The organism is Streptomyces sp. NPDC050161, from assembly GCF_044460025.1.
GTDB lineage: Bacteria > Actinomycetota > Actinomycetes > Streptomycetales > Streptomycetaceae > Streptomyces.
This window is the reverse complement of record NZ_JBITJM010000011.1, coordinates 224,208-241,969: the sequence shown is the minus strand read 5'-3', so window position 1 is coordinate 241,969 and position 17,762 is coordinate 224,208. Positions and strand designations below refer to the sequence as shown.

Below are 17,762 nucleotides of genomic sequence, written 5' to 3'. Positions count from 1 at the left end.
CGCACCAGACTGGGAATGTCGGCATACGCCTTCGTCGTCACCTCACCGGCCACATGCACCAGGCCGGTAGTGATCAACGTCTCGACCGCGACCCGGGAAGACGGGTCCTCCTTCAGGAGCGCGTCGAGAATCGTGTCGCTGATCTGGTCAGCGATCTTGTCGGGGTGGCCCTCGGTCACGGACTCCGAGGTGAACAGGCGGCGGGACACATCGCTCCCTGGGGTTGCAGCGGCTGCTGGCTGATCATTGGCGGACGGGCTCGAGAGCTGCGCTCGGCCCGTTCCACTGCCAGTTTATCGGTCGTGTGCGTTGTTCGGACACGCAGTCTCGATTTATGGACCCCCCGTGACCTGGGACACCACGGTCCACGGAAGGACGATCATCCGTATGGGCCCGTCGGGTCAAGAGGGCGCACCGGTAAACGTCGGACCGGTGGGGCAATTGAGCCGTCAGTCACGCCTGCCCTGCGAGCCGGGCCGCGACGAGGTCCCATACCGTGTCGGCCAGCGCTTCCTTGGGTCCGTGGGGCACCGGCGTCTCGGTTCCGTCCGTGGCGAGGATCACCGCCTCGTTCTCGGCCGACCCGAAGGTCTTGTGCTCGCCGACCTCGTTGACGACCAGCAGGTCGCAGCCCTTTCGCGCCAGCTTGGCGCGCCCGTTGGCGAGCACATCGTCGGTCTCGGCGGCGAATCCGACCACCAATTGCCCGGGGCGGGCCCGGTCGGCGGAGAGCTCGGCGAGGATGTCTGGATTCCGAACCAGCGTGACCGGTTCCGGCTCCTGCCCGTCCTTCTTCTTGATTTTTCCGGCTGCGTAACTGGCGGGCCGGAAATCGGCCACCGCCGCCGCCATGACCACCGCGTCGGCGTCGGCCGCCGCCTTGAGCACCGCCTCGCGCAGCTGGACCGCGGTACCGATGCGCACCACGTCCACCCCCGCGGGATCGGGCAGCTCGGTGTTGCCCGCGACGAGGGTGACCCTGGCCCCCCGCGCCGCGGCCGTACGGGCCAGCGCGTAGCCCTGCCTGCCCGACGAGCGGTTGCCCAGGTAGCGCACCGGATCCAGCGGTTCGCGGGTGCCGCCTGCGCTGACCACGACATGGCGGCCCGCGAGGTCGGCCCGGAGCGCCTGCGGGCCGCGGGCCAGTACCCGGCGGCAGAGCTCGAAGATCTCGCCGGGGTCGGGGAAGCGTCCCTTGCCGGTGTCGACGCCGGTGAGCCGGCCGACGGCGGGCTCGATCACGATCGCCCCGCGGCGGCGCAGGGTGGCGACGTTCTCCTGGGTGGCCGGGTTCTCCCACATCTCGGTGTGCATCGCGGGGGCGAAGACCACCGGGCAGCGGGCGGTCAGGAGGGTGTTGGTCAGCAGGTCGTCGGCGAGGCCGTGGGCGGCCTTGGCCAGCAGGTCGGCGGTGGCGGGGGCGACCACGACGAGGTCGGCGGCCTGGCCGATGCGGACGTGCGGGACTTCGTGGACGGATTCCCAGACCTCGGTGGAGGCGGGATTGCCGGACAGGGCCGACCAGGTGGCCTCGCCGATGAAGTGCAGCGACGCCGCGGTCGGCACCACGCGGACGTCGTGCCCCGACTCCGTCAGCCGCCGCAGCAGCTCACACGCCTTGTACGCGGCGATGCCGCCACTGACTCCCAGGACGACCTTGGGCGTGTCCCGCTCCCGCTTGTCCATCGCTTCGCTGCTCCCCGAGCCTCGGTCCGAACGTCTGCTCCTATGGAAACACCCCCGGACACACCGAGGGCCCGGCAGGTTCCCCGGATTCCGCCGGGAGACGCCCTGCCGGGCCCTCGGTGAAGGTGCTGTGCCGCTTACTGAGCCGGTTACTGAGCCGGGCCCTCGATGGCCTCGGAGGTCAGCAGACCCGCGTTGATCTCGCGGAGCGCGATCGACAGGGGCTTCTCGTGGACGTGGGTGTCGACGAGCGGGCCGACGTATTCAAGCAGGCCCTCGCCGAGCTGCGAGTAGTACGCGTTGATCTGACGCGCACGCTTCGCTGCGTAGATCACGAGGCTGTACTTCGAGTCGGTGGCCTCGAGAAGCTCATCAATCGGCGGGTTGATGATGCCCTCGGGCGCGGTGATGGAAGAGGACACTCTCTGCCTTCCGAAGGGGTATGAAGCCGGTGTGAAGCAAAAAAATTGGCGGAGGCCGGGAACTCGCGGTGTCAGCCGCTGATCTTTCCGTCCCCATTACGCCGCAGCATCAAGGCTAGCAGCTCACGGCTGACGTCCTCGACGGAGGTATTGACGAGCGTCACGTCGAATTCCGTCTCGGCGGCCAGCTCGGTCTTCGCGGCCTCCAGGCGCCGTTCGATCACCTCGGGCGCCTCCGTGCCGCGGCCGGTGAGCCTGCGGACCAGTTCGTCCCAGCTCGGCGGAGCCAGGAAGATCAGGTGCGCCTCCCCCATGGACTCACGGACCTGGCGGGCACCCTGGAGGTCGATCTCCAGCAGGACGGGCTCCCCGGACTCCAGGCGGTCGAGTACCGCCTGGCGGGGGGTTCCGTAGCGATTGCCGGCGAATTCCGCCCACTCCAGCAGTTCGCCGTTGGCGATGAGCTTGTCGAACTCCTCGTCCTCGACGAAGAAGTACTGGACGCCGTGCTTTTCTCCGGGGCGCGGCTTGCGGGTGGTGGCCGAGACCGAGAGCCAGACCTCGGGGTGAACTTTGCGCATATGAGCGACGACCGTGCTCTTGCCGACCCCCGAGGGGCCGGAGAGCACGGTCAGTCGCGGACGAGCGTCCGGGGGCACGGGGGTTGTCCCCGGGGATGTTGCAGCCATGCAGCGATTATTCCAGCTTCCCGGCCGTGCCGGAAAACTCAGGTCGTCGCGCGCCCGAACTCACGCTCCAGGGAAACGATCTGGTTGACGCCGAGGCCCCGCACACGGCGGCTCTCGGAGATCCCGAGCCGCTCCATGATCTGCTTCGCGCGGACCTTGCCCACGCCGGGCATCGACTCAAGGAGGGCGGAGACCTTCATCTTGCCGATGACGTCGTTCTTCTGGCCTTGCTCAATGACCTCGTGGAGGGTGGCACCGGAGTGCTTGAGCCGATTCTTGACCTCGGCGCGCTCCCGGCGAGCCGCGGCGGCCTTCTCGAGCGCGGCTGCGCGCTGTTCAGGGGTAAGGGGCGGAAGAGCCACGCCTACGTCACCTCGGATGTCGAACTGTCGGATACGGACCGTGTGGAACCTAGTCGCCCCGCATCTGCGGAGCAACGAGCAACGCTCTTACGTGCGGTGCTCTCGACGGAGACTAGCGGCCAAGAGCGCCGGAGTCAGCGAGAACGGACGAAAAGTCCTGGTCAGACTCTGCTGACCAGGACAATTCGGGACCAAAGTCCCGGCTATCCGACTGCCTTTTGCACTTCGTCGGCACATCGGGCCGCGGCGTCACGCAGCGCGGCGGTGTCAGGACCGTGCCGGAGCACCCCCCGGCTGACGCTCGGCACGACGTTGCGGACCGCGTCCCCGAAGACCCTCGGGAGGTCGGCGGGGGTGGCGCCCTGGGCTCCGATGCCGGGGGCGAGCAGCGGGCCGTTGATCGCCAGGTCGAACGCGGAGAGGTCGCCGAGGGTGGCGCCGACGACCGCGCCGAAGGAACCGAGCGGGTCCGCGCCCGCGTTCTCCTCCGCGAGGTGCCCGAGCACGGTGGCCGCCACGCTGCGGCCGTCCGCGCGCACCGCCCGCTGGATCTCCTCGCCCTCCGGGTTGGAGGTCAGGGCCAGCGCGAAGACGCCGCAGCCGTTCGCCGCGGCCAGGTCCAGGGCCGGGCGCAGGGAGCCGTAGCCGAGGAACGGGCTGACCGTGACGGCGTCCGAGAACAGCGGGGAGGCCGGATCGAGGTACGTCGCGGCGTAGGCGGACATGGTGGAACCGATGTCGCCGCGCTTGGCGTCCATCAGGACGAGGGCGCCGCGCTCGCGTGCCTCGACGACGGCGGTCTCCAGGACGGCGAGGCCGCGCGAGCCGAAACGTTCGAAGAAGGCGGACTGCGGCTTCAGCACGGCGACGCGGTCGGCGAGTGCCTCCACGACGGTGCGGGTGAAGCGTGCCAGGCCCGCGACGTCGTCGTTCAAGCCCCAGTCGGCCAGCAGCGAGGCGTGCGGGTCGATGCCCACGCAGAGCGGGCCGCGCTCGTCCATGGCGTGGCGCAGGCGGGCGCCGAAGGGCGCGAGCACGGAGGGCGTCATGGCGGGGCCGGCGGTCATGCGGTCACCTTCTTGTGTTCGGCGCCGACCGCGTCGGCGAGCGTGGCGTACGGGCTGTTGCGCAGGCGGGCGGCGAGTCCCTTGTGGAGGGCGCGGCACCAGAAGGGGCCTTCGTAGATGAAGGCGCTGTAGCCCTGGACGAGGGTGGCGCCTGCCAGGATGCGCTGCCAGGCGTCCTCGGCGGTGGTGATGCCGCCGACGCCGATGAGGGTGATCCGGTCGCCGACGCGGGCGTACAGGCGGCGCAGCACTTCCAGGGAGCGCTCCTTGACGGGGGCGCCGGACAGGCCGCCGGTCTCGGCGGTCAGTGCCGGGTCGGAGGTCAGGCCAAGTCCTTCGCGGGCGATGGTGGTGTTGGTGGCGATGATGCCGTCCAGGCCGAGTTCGACGGCGAGGTCGGCGACCGCGTCGATGTCCGCGTCGGCGAGGTCCGGGGCGATCTTGACCAGGAGCGGCACCCGGTGTCCGGGGACCGTACGGTCGGCGGCCTCGCGGACGGCGGTCAGCAGCGGCCTGAGGTGCTCGGTGGCCTGGAGGTTGCGCAGTCCCGGGGTGTTCGGGGACGAGACGTTGACGACCAGGTAGTCGGCGTGCGCGGCGAGCCGCTCGGTGGAGGTGACGTAATCGCCGACCGCTTCCTCCTCCGGCACGATCTTGGTCTTGCCGATGTTGACGCCGAGGGTGGTGCGGAAGACGGGGTTGCGGGCGGCGAGGCGGGCCGCGACGGCGGCGGAACCGTCGTTGTTGAACCCCATGCGGTTGATCAGCGCGCGGTCCGCCACGAGCCGGAAGAGGCGCTTCTTGGGGTTGCCCGGCTGCGGCTGCGCGGTGACGGTGCCGATCTCGACGTGGTCGAAGCCGAGCATCGTCATGCCGTCGACGGCGGTGGCGTTCTTGTCGAAGCCGGCGGCCAGGCCGAAGGGGCCGTGCATCCGGCGGCCGAGCGCCTCGGTGCGCAGCTCCTTGAAGCGGGGCGCGAGGGCGGCTGCGACGAAGGTGCGCAGCACCGGGACGCGGGCGGCGCGGCGGATCCAGCCGAAGGCCAGGTGGTGGGCCTGCTCGGGATCCATCCGCTTGAAGATCAGGTGGAAGAAGAGGCGGTACATCGTCGGGGGCGGGCCTTTCGCACAAGGACATCGGGGGCTCACGAAGAGGGGGACACCGTCCGGTGTCCCCCTCGGTGTGCCCTACTCCTCGCGGGCTGCGGTGAGATGGTGCGCGTGTTCCTGGAGGGAACGTACGCCGACGTCTCCGCGGGACATCGCCTCGATGCCCTGCACGGCCGCGGCCAGCGCCTGGACCGTGGTCAGGCAGGGGATGCCGCGGGCGACGGACGCGGTGCGGATGTCGTAGCCGTCGAGCCGGCCGCCGGTGCCGTAGGGGGTGTTGACGATGAGGTCGACCTCGCCGGCGTGGATGAGCTGGACGATGGTCCGCTCGCCGTTGGGGCCCTCGCCCTCGGACTGCTTGCGGACGACGGTGGCCTTGATGCCGTTGCGGCGCAGCACCTCGGCGGTGCCGGACGTGGCGAGCAACTCGAAGCCGTGCGCGACCAGTTCGCGGGCCGGGAAGATCATCGAGCGCTTGTCGCGGTTGGCCACCGAGACGAAGGCGCGGCCCTTGGTGGGCAGCGCTCCGTAGGCGCCGGACTGGGACTTGGCGTACGCGGTGCCGAAGACCGAGTCGATGCCCATGACCTCGCCGGTGGAGCGCATCTCCGGGCCGAGGACGGTGTCCACGCCGCGGCCCGACGCGTCGCGGAACCGCGACCAGGGCATGACGGCTTCCTTGACGGAGATCGGCGAGTCGAGCGGGAGGGTGCCGCCGTCGCCGGTCTTCGGCAGCATGCCTTCGTCGCGCAGCTCGGCGATGGTGGCGCCCAGCGAGATGCGGGCGGCTGCCTTGGCGAGCGGCACCGCGGTGGCCTTCGAGGTGAAGGGGACCGTGCGGGAGGCGCGCGGGTTGGCCTCCAGGACGTAGAGGATGTCGCCCGCCATGGCGAACTGGATGTTGATCAGTCCGCGGACGCCGACTCCCTTGGCGATGGCCTCCGTCGACGCGCGCAGCCGCTTGATGTCGAAGCCGCCGAGGGTGATCGGGGGCAGCGCGCAGGCGGAGTCGCCGGAGTGGATGCCGGCTTCCTCGATGTGCTCCATGACGCCGCCGAGGTACAGCTCGGTGCCGTCGTAGAGGGCGTCGACGTCGATCTCGATGGCGTCGTCGAGGAACCGGTCGATGAGGACCGGGTGCTGGTCGATGAGGCCGGCGTGGCGGGTGAGGTACTCGCCCAGCGACGGCTCGTCGTAGACGATCTCCATGCCACGGCCGCCGAGCACGTACGAGGGGCGGACCATGACCGGGTAGCCGATCTCGGTGGCGATGGCCTTGGCCTCGTCGAAGGAGAACGCGGTGCCGTACTTGGGGGCCGGCAGTCCGGCTTCGGTCAGCACCCGGCCGAAGGCGCCGCGCTCCTCGGCGAGGTCGATGGCCTCGGGCGAGGTGCCGACGATCGGTACGCCGTTGTCCTTGAGCGCCTGGGCGAGGCCCAGCGGGGTCTGGCCGCCGAGCTGGACGATGACACCTGCCACCGGTCCTGCCTGGGTCTCGGCGTGCACGATCTCCAGCACGTCTTCGAGGGTCAGCGGCTCGAAGTACAGGCGGTCGGAGGTGTCGTAGTCCGTCGAGACGGTCTCCGGGTTGCAGTTGACCATGACGGTCTCGTAGCCGGCGTCGCTGAGCGCGAAGGAGGCGTGCACACAGGAGTAGTCGAACTCGATGCCCTGGCCGATGCGGTTGGGGCCGGAGCCGAGGATGATCACGGCGGGCTTCTCGCGCGGGGCGACCTCGGACTCCTCGTCGTAGGACGAGTAGAAGTACGGGGTGTTGGCGGCGAATTCGGCGGCGCAGGTGTCGACGGTCTTGTAGACCGGGCGGACGCCGACGGCGTGCCTGACCTCGCGGACGACGTCCTCGCGCAGCCCGCGGATCGCGGCGATCTGCGCGTCCGAGAAGCCGTGACGCTTTGCTTCCGCGAGGATTTCGGGGCCGAGCTGGTCGACGGCCGCGATCTCGTCGGCGGTCTCCTTGATCAGGAAGAGCTGGTCGACGAACCACGGGTCGATCTTCGTCGCGTCGAAGACCTCCTGCGGGGTGGCGCCCGCGCGGATCGCGCGCATCACGGTGTTGATCCGGCCGTCGGTCGGAACCTGGGCCGTGGCCAGCAGTTCGGCCTTGTCGCCAGGCGCGTCGACGAAGTCGAACTGGCTGCCCTTCTTCTCCAGCGAGCGCAGCGCCTTGTTGAGCGCCTCGGGGAAGTTGCGGCCGATGGCCATGGCCTCGCCGACCGACTTCATGGTGGTGGTCAGCGTGGCGTCGGCGGCGGGGAACTTCTCGAATGCGAAGCGGGGAACCTTGACGACGACGTAGTCGAGGGTCGGCTCGAAGGAGGCCGGCGTCTTCTCGGTGATGTCGTTCGGGATCTCGTCGAGGGTGTAGCCCACCGCGAGCCGGGCGGCGATCTTGGCGATCGGGAAGCCGGTGGCCTTCGACGCGAGCGCGGAGGAGCGCGAGACGCGCGGGTTCATCTCGATCACGATGACCCGGCCGTCCTCCGGGTTGACCGCGAACTGGATGTTGCAGCCGCCGGTGTCGACGCCGACCTCGCGGATCACGGCGATGCCGATGTCGCGCAGGACCTGGTACTCGCGGTCGGTGAGCGTCATCGCCGGGGCGACGGTGATCGAGTCACCGGTGTGCACGCCCATCGGGTCGAAGTTCTCGATGGAGCAGACGACCACGACGTTGTCGTTCTTGTCGCGCATCAGCTCCAGCTCGTACTCCTTCCAGCCGAGGATGGACTCCTCCAGGAGCACCTCGGTGGTCGGCGAGAGCGTGAGGCCCTGGCCCGCGATGCGGCGCAGCTCCTCCTCGTTGTGCGCGAAGCCGGAGCCCGCGCCGCCCATGGTGAAGGAGGGGCGGACGACGACGGGGTAGCCGCCCAGCTCGTCGACGCCCTTGAGGACGTCGTCCATGGAGTGGCAGATGTACGAGCGCGCGGACTCGCCGTGGCCGATCTTGCGGTTGACCGCAGCGACGACCTCCTTGAACAGGTCGCGGTCCTCGCCCTTGTTGATCGCCTCGACGTTGGCGCCGATCAGCTCGACGTCGTACGCGTCGAGGGTGCCGGACTCGTGCAGCGAGATGGCGGTGTTCAGCGCCGTCTGGCCGCCGAGGGTCGGCAGCAGCGCGTCGGGCCGCTCCTTGGCGATGATCTTCTCGACGAACTCGGGGGTGATCGGCTCGACGTACGTGGCGTCGGCGATCTCCGGGTCGGTCATGATCGTGGCGGGGTTGGAGTTGACCAGGATGACGCGCAGGCCCTCGGACTTGAGGACCCGGCATGCCTGGGTGCCGGAGTAGTCGAACTCGGCGGCCTGACCGATCACGATCGGGCCGGAGCCGATGACCAGGACGGACTGGATATCGGTGCGCTTAGGCACGCTGGCCCTCCATGAGCTGGACGAAGCGGTCGAAGAGGTACGCGGCGTCGTGCGGGCCCGCGGCGGCTTCGGGGTGGTACTGGACGCTGAAAGCCGGCTGGTCGAGGAGGTGCAGGCCCTCCACCACGTTGTCGTTGAGGCAGACGTGCGAGACCTCGGCGCGGCCGAAGGGGGTGTCGGAGACCCTGTCGAGCGGGGCGTCGACGGCGAATCCGTGGTTGTGGGCGGTCACCTCGACCTTGCCGGTCGTACGGTCCTGCACCGGCTGGTTGATGCCGCGGTGGCCGTACTTGAGCTTGAAGGTGCCGAAGCCCAGTGCGCGGCCCAGGATCTGGTTGCCGAAGCAGATGCCGAAGAGCGGCGTCTTCCGCTCCAGGACGCCCTGCATGACCGCGACCGGGTGGTCGGCGGTGGCCGGGTCGCCCGGCCCGTTGGAGAAGAACACGCCGTCGGGCGCGACCGCGTAGACGTCCTCGACGGTGGCGGTGGCGGGCAGCACGTGCACCTCTATGCCGCGCTCGGCCATCCGCTGCGGGGTCATGCCCTTGATGCCGAGGTCGACGGCGGCGACGGTGAACTTCTTCGTGCCGACGGCGGGGACGACGTACGCCTCCTCCGTCGCGACCTGCTCGCTGAGGTTCGCGCCCTGCATCTCGGGGGCCTGGCGCACCCTGGCGAGCATGGTGCCCTCGTCGGGCAGCGCGTCGCCGGAGAAGATGCCGACCCGCATGGCGCCGCGCTCGCGCAGGTGGCGGGTGAGCGCGCGGGTGTCGACGCCGCTGATGCCGACGACGCCCTGGGCGACGAGCTGCTCGTCCAGGGAGCGCACCGAGCGCCAGTTGGACGGGATGCGGGCGGGATCGCGGACGACGTAGCCGGACACCCAGATCCGCTGCGATTCGTCGTCCTCGTCGTTCACCCCGGTGTTGCCGATGTGCGGGGCGGTCATGACGACGACCTGGCGGTGGTACGACGGGTCGGTCAGGGTCTCCTGGTAGCCGGTCATGCCGGTGGAGAACACCGCTTCGCCGAAGGTCTCCCCCACGGCCCCGTAGGCACGGCCACGGAAGCTGCGGCCGTCCTCCAGGACGAGTACGGCGGGGATCTTGGAGGTCCCCCTGGTGGAGGTCGTCATCGTGCGCCTTCCGTTTCGGTGTGCTCGGTGGTGCTGGTGGTGTGCCGGGGGCTGAGCGCGTTCACGGCCTCGACCCAGGCCGGGTGGTCGGCCGCCCGGTCGGAGCGGAAGCCGGAGTCGATCTCCGTGCCGCCGTGCTCCCAGGTGATGATCAGCAGGCCGCCCTCGGGGAGGACCTTGCCCGCGATGCCCTTGTCGAGGCGGGCGCCGCGCAGCGCGGCGGCCGGCACGAAGAAGTCCTGCGCGCCCGGCCTGACGACGGACACGCCCTGGTCGGTGAGGGTCAGTTCGGCGCGGCTGCGGGTGCCGAGGCCCTGGGCGACGATCCGGTCGAGCCACTGCCCCGCGGTGGTGGAGGCGTGGTAGCGACCGCTCATCGTCAGCGTGGGCTCTGCCGTGGTGGCCGGGGCCGCGGGCAGTTCGGGCAGGCCGCCCTGGAGCGTGCGGCGCCATTTCCAGCCCTGGCGCATCAGCCAGTAGACGAGGACGACGAACAGCAGCAGGCCGACGACCCAGCCGATGCGGGCCGCCCAGTCGGTGACCTCGGCGGACTTCTGTGCTGCGGCGAGTGTGGTGAGGTGAGGAGTCACGCGAGCTTCCCGTCGACGACCGTTGCGCGGCCCCGGAGGAAGGTGTGGGTGACGCGTCCCGGCAGCTCACGGCCCTCGTAGGGGGTGTTGCGGCTGCGGGAGGCGAAGCCCGTGGGGTCCACCACTCCACGGTAAGCGGAATCGTGCAGCGTGAGGTTGGCGGGCTCGCCCGCCGAGACGGGGCGGCCGTGGCCGGTGAGGCGGCCGATGTGCGCCGGGCGGAAGGACATCCGGTCGGCGACGCCTGCCCAGTCCAGCAGCCCGCTGTCGACCATCGTGTGCTGGACGACGGAGAGCGCGGTCTCCAGGCCGACCATGCCCATGGCCGCCGCGCCCCACTCGCAGTCCTTGTCCTCGTGCGGGTGCGGGGCGTGGTCGGTGGCGACGCAGTCGATGGTGCCGTCGGCGAGCGCCTCGCGCAGCGCCATGACGTCGGCCTCGGTGCGCAGCGGCGGGTTGACCTTGTAGACCGGGTTGTAGGAGCGGACCAGCTCGTCGGTCAGCAGGAGGTGGTGCGGGGTGACCTCGGCGGTCACGTTCCAGCCCTTGGACTTGGCCCAGCGCACGATCTCCACGGACCCGGCGGTCGAGAGGTGGCAGATGTGCACCCGGGAGCCGACGTGCGCGGCGAGCAGCACATCGCGGGCGATGATCGACTCCTCGGCGACGGCCGGCCAGCCGCCGAGACCCAGCTCGGCGGAGACGATGCCCTCGTTCATCTGGGCGCCCTCGGTCAGCCTGGGCTCCTGCGCGTGCTGGGCGACGACGCCGTCGAACGCCTTCACGTACTCCAGGGCGCGCCGCATGATGACGGCGTCGTCCACGCACTTGCCGTCGTCGGAGAAGACCCGCACACCGGCCGCGGAGTCGTGCATCGCGCCCAGCTCGGCGAGCTTCCTGCCCTCCAGGCCGACGGTCACCGCACCGATGGGCTGCACGTCGCAGTAGCCCGACTCCTTGCCCAGGCGCCAGACCTGCTCGACGACGCCGGCGGTGTCGGCGACCGGGAAGGTGTTGGCCATCGCGTGCACGGCGGTGAAGCCGCCGACGGCCGCGGCCTTGGTGCCGGTCAGCACGGTCTCGGAGTCCTCGCGGCCCGGTTCCCGCAGGTGGGTGTGGAGGTCGACGAGGCCGGGCAGCAGGATCTGGCCGGCCGCTTCGACGACCCGGGCACCCTCGGCACTCAGGCCCGTGCCGACCTCGGCGATGGTCTCGCCGTCGATCAGCACGTCCTGCGGCTCGCCACCGAGGACCTTCGCCCCGCGGATAAGGATCTTGCTCATGGTTACTTGTTCTCCTCGGTGCGGGTGCTGGTGCCGGTGGCGGCGGTGAGGGCGGGCTCGTTGCCGCCCAGGAGCAGGTAGAGGACCGCCATCCGGATGCTGACACCGTTGGTGACCTGCTCGACGGCGGTGCAGCGCGGCGAGTCGGCGACCTCGGCGGTGATTTCCATCCCGCGGTTCATCGGCCCCGGGTGCATCACGATGGCGTGCTCGGGCATCCGGGCCATCCGCTCGCCGTCCAGGCCGTAGCGGCGCGCGTACTCGCGCTCGGTCGGGAAGAAGGCGGCGTTCATCCGCTCGCGCTGGACGCGCAGCATCATCACGGCGTCCGACGTCCCGACGACCGCGTCCAGGTCGTAGGAGACCTCGCAGGGCCAGTTCTCGACGCCGATCGGCACCAGGGTGGGCGGCGCGACGAGGGTGACGTCGGCGCCGAGCGTGGTGAGCAGATGGACGTTGGAGCGGGCGACGCGGCTGTGCAGGATGTCGCCGACGACGGTGATCCGGCGGCCGGCGAGGTCCTGGCCGGCGCCGGCGTCCGCGCCGACCAGGCGGCGGCGCATGGTGAAGGCGTCGAGCAGGGCCTGGGTGGGGTGCTCGTGGGTGCCGTCGCCCGCGTTGACGACGGAGCCGCCGATCCAGCCGGATGTGGCCAGACGGTGCGGGGCACCGGAGTCGCCGTGCCGGATGACGACGGCGTCCGCGCCCATCGCCTCCAGGGTCAGCGCGGTGTCCTTGAGCGACTCGCCCTTGGAGACCGACGAGCCCTTGGCGGAGAAGTTGATGACGTCCGCCGAGAGCCGCTTGGCGGCGGCCTCGAAGGAGATGCGGGTGCGGGTCGAGTCCTCGAAGAAGAGGTTGACGACGGTGCGACCGCGCAGGGTGGGAAGTTTCTTGATCGGCCGGTCGGCGACCCGTGCCATCTCCTCGGCGGTGTCGAGGATCAGAACGGCGTCGTCGCGCGAGAGGTCGGCGGCCGAGATGAGGTGACGCTTCATCCGGTGTTCTCCGTGGGTGAAGGAGGCGTACGGGAATGTCCGTCGGGCAGGCAGGGGTGCGGGCCCGGGGTCACCGGGTCCGTACGCGGCTGCGGTCAGCGCTCGCCGGCCGGGGTGGTCCGCTCGGCCACCGGGGTCTGGTCGGCCGCGCCGGGGCGGGGCGCGGCGGAGCGCACGCCGAGCAGCACGGCGTCCCGGCCGTCCTCCTCGGTGAGGTGCACCTTGACCGTCTCGCGCAGCGACGTGGGGAGGTTCTTGCCCACGTAGTCGGCGCGGATCGGCAGCTCGCGGTGGCCGCGGTCGACGAGTACGGCGAGCTGGACGGCGCGCGGCCGGCCGATGTCGCCCAGTGCGTCCAGGGCGGCGCGGATCGTGCGCCCGGAGAAGAGGACGTCGTCGACGAGGAGGACCACGCGGCCCTCGATGCCGTCGGCGGGGATCTCCGTGCGGGCGAGCGTGCGGGCCGGGCCCAGGCGCAGGTCGTCGCGGTACATCGTGATGTCGAGCGAGCCGACCGGGATGGCGCGGCCGGTGATCTCCTCCAGCTTGGCGGCGAGCCGCTGGGCGAGGAAGACACCGCGGGTGGGGATTCCCAGGAGCACCACGTCATCGGCGCCCTTGGCGCGTTCGACGATTTCGTGGGCGATGCGGGTCAGCATCCGCGCGATGTCCGGGCCTTCGAGCACCGGGCGCGCGGGACGCTGGGCACGTGCATCGGATGCACGTACGTCGGAACTGTTTGCGTCCATACGAAACGGACCCCCTTCTCCGCCTCACGGGACGGACTTTAAAGGACGTCGGATTTACCTCTGCAAGGCTACCAAAGGCCGGTCGGATGCCCTGCGGCGCCCCCGACGGGTGAGGTGCGGACCCATCCGGCTTGACGAAGTGAGATTACGCTGCGTAACCTCACAGTGAGTTACCAGCCGGGCGGCGGAGCCGCATATCGATCAGGTGTCTGGGGAGCTTTATGTCCAGCGAATACGCCAAACAGCTCGGGGCCAAGCTCCGCGCCATCCGCACCCAGCAGGGCCTTTCTCTCCACGGTGTCGAGGAGAAGTCCCAGGGCCGCTGGAAGGCTGTGGTGGTGGGCTCGTACGAGCGCGGCGACCGTGCCGTGACCGTGCAGCGTCTCGCCGAGCTTGCGGACTTCTACGGCGTGCCGGTGCAGGAGCTGCTGCCGGGCACGACTCCGGGCGGCGCCGCCGAGCCGCCGCCGAAGCTGGTGCTCGACCTGGAGCGCCTCGCCCACGTCCCGCAGGAGAAGGCAGGACCGCTGCAGCGCTACGCCGCCACGATCCAGAGCCAGCGCGGTGACTACAACGGCAAGGTGCTCTCGATCCGCCAGGACGACCTGCGCACCCTCGCGGTCATCTACGACCAGTCGCCTTCGGTCCTGACCGAACAGCTGATCAGCTGGGGTGTGCTGGACGCCGACGCGCGTCGCGCGGTCGCCCACGACGACCTCTGATCGGCCCCGCCCGTACGCACACGTGCCGCCGCTCCGGATGAACGGAGCGGCGGCACGTTTGCGTGTTCGACCGCGGGCGCGGAAACGGGCGGCTGAGCGCGTACCGGGCTGCGGCCCTGCGGAGAGCCCGCCCCGGGGTGCACGGCCGCCCAGCAGGCCCTCAGCGCCCCGCACGCCTCCGTCCGCGCCCGCCTCCCCTCGGGAACGCGGAAGGGCCCGGAGCATCCTGCGCGCTCCGGGCCCTTTCTCGGGTACTGCTGGTGTGCCTCGTTACCGCGTCTCGCGCCGCAGGGTCGGCTTCAGGTCCTTCAGCCGGCCGAGCAGACCGTTGACGAAGGCCGGGGAGTCGTCCGTGGAGAACTCCTTGGCCAGCTGCACGGCTTCGTCGATCGCCACCGCGTCCGGGATGGCGTCCACCCAGATCAGCTCGTACGCGCCGAGCCGCAGAATGTTGCGGTCGACGACCGGCATGCGGTCCAGCGGCCAGTCGACGGAATAGGTGTCGAGCAGTTCGTCGATACGGCCGATGTGGTCCGCGTACCCCTCGACGAGCTCCAGGGTGTACTCGTTGACCGGCGGCTGCCGCGGGTCGGTCCGGGCGTGCCGCATCCAGTCCGCGAGCACGGACTGCACGTCGGCTCCGCGCTGGTCGGCCTCGAAGAGGATCTGGAAGGCGCGCTTACGGGCCTTGTTACGGGCGGCCACGGTTAGCTGTTCACCCGACCGAGGTACTCGCCGGAGCGGGTGTCGACCTTGATCTTCTCGCCCTCGGTGATGAAGAGCGGGACCTGGATCTCGTAGCCGGTCTCCAGGGTGGCGGGCTTGGAGCCGCCGGTGGAGCGGTCGCCCTGGACGCCGGGCTCGGTGTGCTGGATGACGAGCTCGACGGCGGCCGGCAGCTCGACGTAGAGCACCTCGCCCTCGTGCTGCGCCACGACGGCCTCGAAGCCTTCCAGCAGGAAGTTCGCGGCGTCGCCGACGGCCTTGCGGTCGACCATGAGCTGGTCGTAGGTGTCCATGTCCATGAAGACGAAGTACTCGCCGTCCATGTACGAGAACTGCATCCCGCGCTTGTCGACAGTGGCCGTCTCGACCTTCACGCCGGCGTTGAAGGTCTTGTCGACCACCTTGCCGGAAAGCACATTCTTCAGCTTGGTGCGGACGAAGGCCGGGCCCTTACCGGGCTTGACGTGCTGGAACTCGACGACGGACCAGAGCTGGCCCCCTTCGAGCTTGAGCACCAGGCCGTTCTTGAGGTCGTTCGTGGAAGCCACGGTTGCGGAATCTCCTGGACTGCAGGTGGTGGGTACCCCGAAGCCGCTCGCAGCAAGCCCTGCGGCTCACAGCGCGAGCAGCTCCTTGGTCGTGATCGTGAGTAGCTCTGGCCCGCCGTCCGCCTCGGGGCGGACGACGAGTGTGTCGTCGATCCGGACGCCCCCGCGGCCGGGGAGGTGAACCCCCGGTTCGACGGTGACCGGCACGCAAGCGTCCAGTTTACCCATGGCCGCAGGTGACAATTGAGGGTCCTCATCGATTTCGAGTCCCACACCGTGCCCGGTCCACGGTCCGAGCCGCTCACCGTACCCCGCAGACTCCAGCACATGACGGGCCACGCGGTCCACCTCACGGCACTCGACACCCGGCGCCAGCGCCTCCCGACCGGCCCTCTGGGCTGCGAAAACAAGGTCGTAGAGCTCGATCTGCCAGTCCGCGGGCGCCGTCCCGATGACGAAGGTGCGGCCGATCTCGCAGCGGTAGCCGCGGTAGCTCGCGCCGAGACCGACAGTCAGGAAGTCGCCCTCCTCGACCCGGCGGTCGGTCGGCAGATGCCCCGGGCGCCCGGAATGCGGACCGGCCGCCACGGACGTGGGGAAGGCAGGACCCTCCGCGCCGTGATCGACGAGCCGGCGTTCCAGCTCCAGGGCGAGATGGCGTTCGGTGCGGCCGACGAGGATCGATTCGAGCAGTTCGCCGAGCGCCTGGTCGGTGATCTCCGCGGCGATCCGCAGACAGGCGATCTCGTCGTCGTCCTTGACCAGCCGCTGCGCCTCGACGGCACAGGCCAGGTCCGACAGCAGCAGCCGGGGGGCGACCTGGGACAGCGCCCGGTGCCGGGAGACGGTCAGGTGGTGTTCCTCCACCGCGAGGACGGCGGCCCCGGCCTTCTCCGCCAGGTCCGCGCCTGCCACCACCGGATCACCGTCCCGCGTCGGCAGTACCTCGACCCGTACGTCGTCGGCCGGCCTGCCTTCCGAAGGGTCGCCGCTCAGCGGGCCGCCACAGAGCAGCACGTCATCGGCAGGCCCCATCAGGAGCGCGGCGCCGGATGGCGCGCAGCCGGTGAGATAGCGGACGTTGGCGGGACGCGAGATCAGTGCCGCGGTGCTTCCGGTTGCCGCGCAGCGGTCCCGCAGCCGCGTGCGTCGGGCCGCATACAGCTCGGACATAACCCGAGCTTACGGGCGGACGGCGCGCCCGGCCCTTCGGGAGCGGCCGGGCGGGGCGGGCGGCCTCCGGGGCGGCGGGGCTACCAGCTGGGCGGGCTGGCGAGGCTGCGGGCGACGACGTCGTCGAGCACCCTGACGGTCATCGCGACGTCGTGCTGGGAGTTGTCGATGATCGGCAGGCCCGAGCCGTACCAGCCGGCCATCCGGCCGTGGATCCTGGCCACTTCCTCGTCGGACAGGCGGCGGTTGCCGCTGCGCCGTGCGTTGCGCTCCAGGACGATCTCCAGGCCCGGCAGCAGCACTATCGGCAGCAGCCCGGGGCCCACGTGGCGCTTCCAGCCGCCGAGGCCGACGACCGGGCGGTCGGGGAAGACGGCGTCGTCGAGGATGCAGGAGATGCCGTTGGCGAGGAAGTTGCGGGCGGCGAAGCCGCAGGTGCGGCGGGCGAGGCGGTACTGCGCCTCGGAGTGGTCGTTCCAGCCCTGCTGCGGGTCGGCGAAGCCGGAGCGCACCCATTCGCGGACGTCGTCGAGGCTGATGTGCGCGGTGGGCACGCGGCGGCTGTCGGCCCAGTGGCGGGCCACGCTGGTCTTGCCCGCGCCGGCCGGGCCGATGAGCAGCACGGCGACCGCGGCGTGCGCGGCGTCCGGTGCCGTGGCGCCCGACTGCGGGCTCGGCAGCGCCACCGGGGCGCCGGGAGGCAGCTGGATGTGCCCGGTGCTGCCGGTGCCACCGGCGCTGCCCGTGGTGCCTGTGGTGTCCGCGGCGGGCGGCTGCTGCGGGGGGGCCTGGCCGCTCCAGCCCGGATTGGCGGGCGCCGGGGCCGGCTGCGCGGGCTGCGGCGGGGCCACGGGCGCCGGGGCGGGCGGCGGGCCCGGCGGGAGGGAATGACCGGGGTGGGGCGGCCAGTTCATGGTGGCGCCCAGTTCCTGCGCCTGGCTGCGGGGCGGCGGCAGCGGAGCCCCCACTGCGTACGGCATCCGGTGGCTCTCCGTCTCGTGCGGTCGACTGGGTGCGGTGCGCGGGTGCCGGGCGGGCCGTCCGGCACGTCATGGCCCGGCGGGCGGGCCGGGCGGGTGCGGGCCTGGCCGCCCCGCGGCCGGGGGCGTGCGC

Annotated in this window: 18 protein-coding genes; 1 reads left to right on the top strand and 17 read right to left on the bottom strand. The window is 70.7% G+C overall.

All coding sequences use genetic code 11. The features are described 5' to 3' along the window. From ACIBK8_RS20225 to pyrR, 13 genes are all read right to left on the bottom strand, one after another. Positions 1-209 (bottom strand): S-adenosylmethionine synthetase N-terminal domain-containing protein (locus tag ACIBK8_RS20225; protein ID WP_399043187.1); only part of this gene is annotated, 209 nt, incomplete at its 3' end. 244 nt (positions 210-453) lie between these two features. Continuing rightward, the gene (gene coaBC, locus ACIBK8_RS20220) at positions 454-1,686 is read right to left on the bottom strand and encodes a bifunctional phosphopantothenoylcysteine decarboxylase/phosphopantothenate--cysteine ligase CoaBC (RefSeq protein WP_399043186.1); all 1,233 of its coding nucleotides are present in this window, start codon (positions 1,684-1,686) and stop codon (positions 454-456) included. A gap of 149 nt (positions 1,687-1,835) precedes the next feature. After that, positions 1,836-2,108 carry a DNA-directed RNA polymerase subunit omega gene (gene rpoZ / locus ACIBK8_RS20215; RefSeq protein WP_005319902.1) on the bottom strand — a complete coding sequence of 91 codons (273 nt, stop codon included), beginning with the start codon at positions 2,106-2,108 and terminating at the stop codon, positions 1,836-1,838. A gap of 71 nt (positions 2,109-2,179) precedes the next feature. Beyond that, the gene (gene gmk / locus ACIBK8_RS20210) at positions 2,180-2,797 is read right to left on the bottom strand and encodes a guanylate kinase (protein ID WP_399043185.1); all 618 of its coding nucleotides are present in this window, start codon (positions 2,795-2,797) and stop codon (positions 2,180-2,182) included. A 38-nt stretch (positions 2,798-2,835) separates the two neighbouring features. Continuing rightward, positions 2,836-3,159 (bottom strand): integration host factor, encoded by a 324-nt coding sequence (locus ACIBK8_RS20205; protein ID WP_393685930.1) that lies wholly within the window; start codon positions 3,157-3,159, stop codon positions 2,836-2,838. 203 nt (positions 3,160-3,362) lie between these two features. Beyond that, positions 3,363-4,208: an orotidine-5'-phosphate decarboxylase gene (gene pyrF / locus ACIBK8_RS20200; RefSeq protein ID WP_399043193.1), complete on the bottom strand. Its 846-nt coding sequence runs from the start codon at positions 4,206-4,208 to the stop codon at positions 3,363-3,365. Positions 4,209-4,222: 14 nt separating this feature from the next. Then, entirely contained in the window at positions 4,223-5,332 is a 1,110-nt protein-coding gene (locus ACIBK8_RS20195; protein ID WP_399043184.1) for a quinone-dependent dihydroorotate dehydrogenase, read from the bottom strand. Between the two features lie 81 nt (positions 5,333-5,413). Beyond that, entirely contained in the window at positions 5,414-8,725 is a 3,312-nt protein-coding gene (carB, locus tag ACIBK8_RS20190) for a carbamoyl-phosphate synthase large subunit (protein ID WP_399043183.1), read from the bottom strand. Continuing rightward, the gene (carA, locus tag ACIBK8_RS20185) at positions 8,718-9,860 is read right to left on the bottom strand and encodes a glutamine-hydrolyzing carbamoyl-phosphate synthase small subunit (RefSeq protein ID WP_399043182.1); all 1,143 of its coding nucleotides are present in this window, start codon (positions 9,858-9,860) and stop codon (positions 8,718-8,720) included. Before carA ends, carB begins: the two co-directional genes overlap by 8 nt. After that, positions 9,857-10,450 (bottom strand): hypothetical protein, encoded by a 594-nt coding sequence (locus ACIBK8_RS20180; protein WP_399043181.1) that lies wholly within the window; start codon positions 10,448-10,450, stop codon positions 9,857-9,859. Before ACIBK8_RS20180 ends, carA begins: the two co-directional genes overlap by 4 nt. Continuing rightward, entirely contained in the window at positions 10,447-11,733 is a 1,287-nt protein-coding gene (locus ACIBK8_RS20175) for a dihydroorotase (RefSeq protein WP_399043180.1), read from the bottom strand. The genes ACIBK8_RS20180 and ACIBK8_RS20175 overlap by 4 nt, the downstream gene beginning before the upstream one ends. A 2-nt stretch (positions 11,734-11,735) precedes the next feature. After that, entirely contained in the window at positions 11,736-12,731 is a 996-nt protein-coding gene (locus ACIBK8_RS20170) for an aspartate carbamoyltransferase catalytic subunit (protein WP_399043179.1), read from the bottom strand. Between the two features lie 95 nt (positions 12,732-12,826). Then, positions 12,827-13,480 carry a bifunctional pyr operon transcriptional regulator/uracil phosphoribosyltransferase PyrR gene (gene pyrR, locus ACIBK8_RS20165; protein ID WP_399043178.1) on the bottom strand — a complete coding sequence of 218 codons (654 nt, stop codon included), beginning with the start codon at positions 13,478-13,480 and terminating at the stop codon, positions 12,827-12,829. Positions 13,481-13,701: 221 nt separating this feature from the next. Between pyrR and bldD the strand changes: the two genes are divergently transcribed. Continuing rightward, positions 13,702-14,202 (top strand): transcriptional regulator BldD, encoded by a 501-nt coding sequence (bldD, locus tag ACIBK8_RS20160; protein WP_030278578.1) that lies wholly within the window; start codon positions 13,702-13,704, stop codon positions 14,200-14,202. Positions 14,203-14,472: 270 nt separating this feature from the next. Here bldD and nusB read toward each other — a convergent pair whose 3' ends face one another. The 4 genes from nusB to ACIBK8_RS20140 all read right to left on the bottom strand — a co-directional run bounded on the left by nusB (position 14,473) and on the right by ACIBK8_RS20140 (position 17,629). Continuing rightward, positions 14,473-14,907: a transcription antitermination factor NusB gene (gene nusB, locus ACIBK8_RS20155; protein ID WP_393685947.1), complete on the bottom strand. Its 435-nt coding sequence runs from the start codon at positions 14,905-14,907 to the stop codon at positions 14,473-14,475. 2 nt (positions 14,908-14,909) lie between these two features. Beyond that, positions 14,910-15,476 carry an elongation factor P gene (gene efp / locus ACIBK8_RS20150; RefSeq protein ID WP_393685949.1) on the bottom strand — a complete coding sequence of 189 codons (567 nt, stop codon included), beginning with the start codon at positions 15,474-15,476 and terminating at the stop codon, positions 14,910-14,912. A 66-nt stretch (positions 15,477-15,542) separates the two neighbouring features. After that, positions 15,543-16,649, bottom strand: a complete 1,107-nt coding sequence (locus ACIBK8_RS20145) for an aminopeptidase P family protein (protein ID WP_399043177.1) — start codon at positions 16,647-16,649, stop codon at positions 15,543-15,545. An 80-nt stretch (positions 16,650-16,729) separates the two neighbouring features. Further along, a complete protein-coding gene (locus ACIBK8_RS20140) occupies positions 16,730-17,629 on the bottom strand; it encodes a Pro-rich N-terminal domain-containing protein (RefSeq protein WP_399043176.1) in 900 nt (299 codons plus the stop codon). Positions 17,630-17,762: the final 133 nt, after the last annotated feature.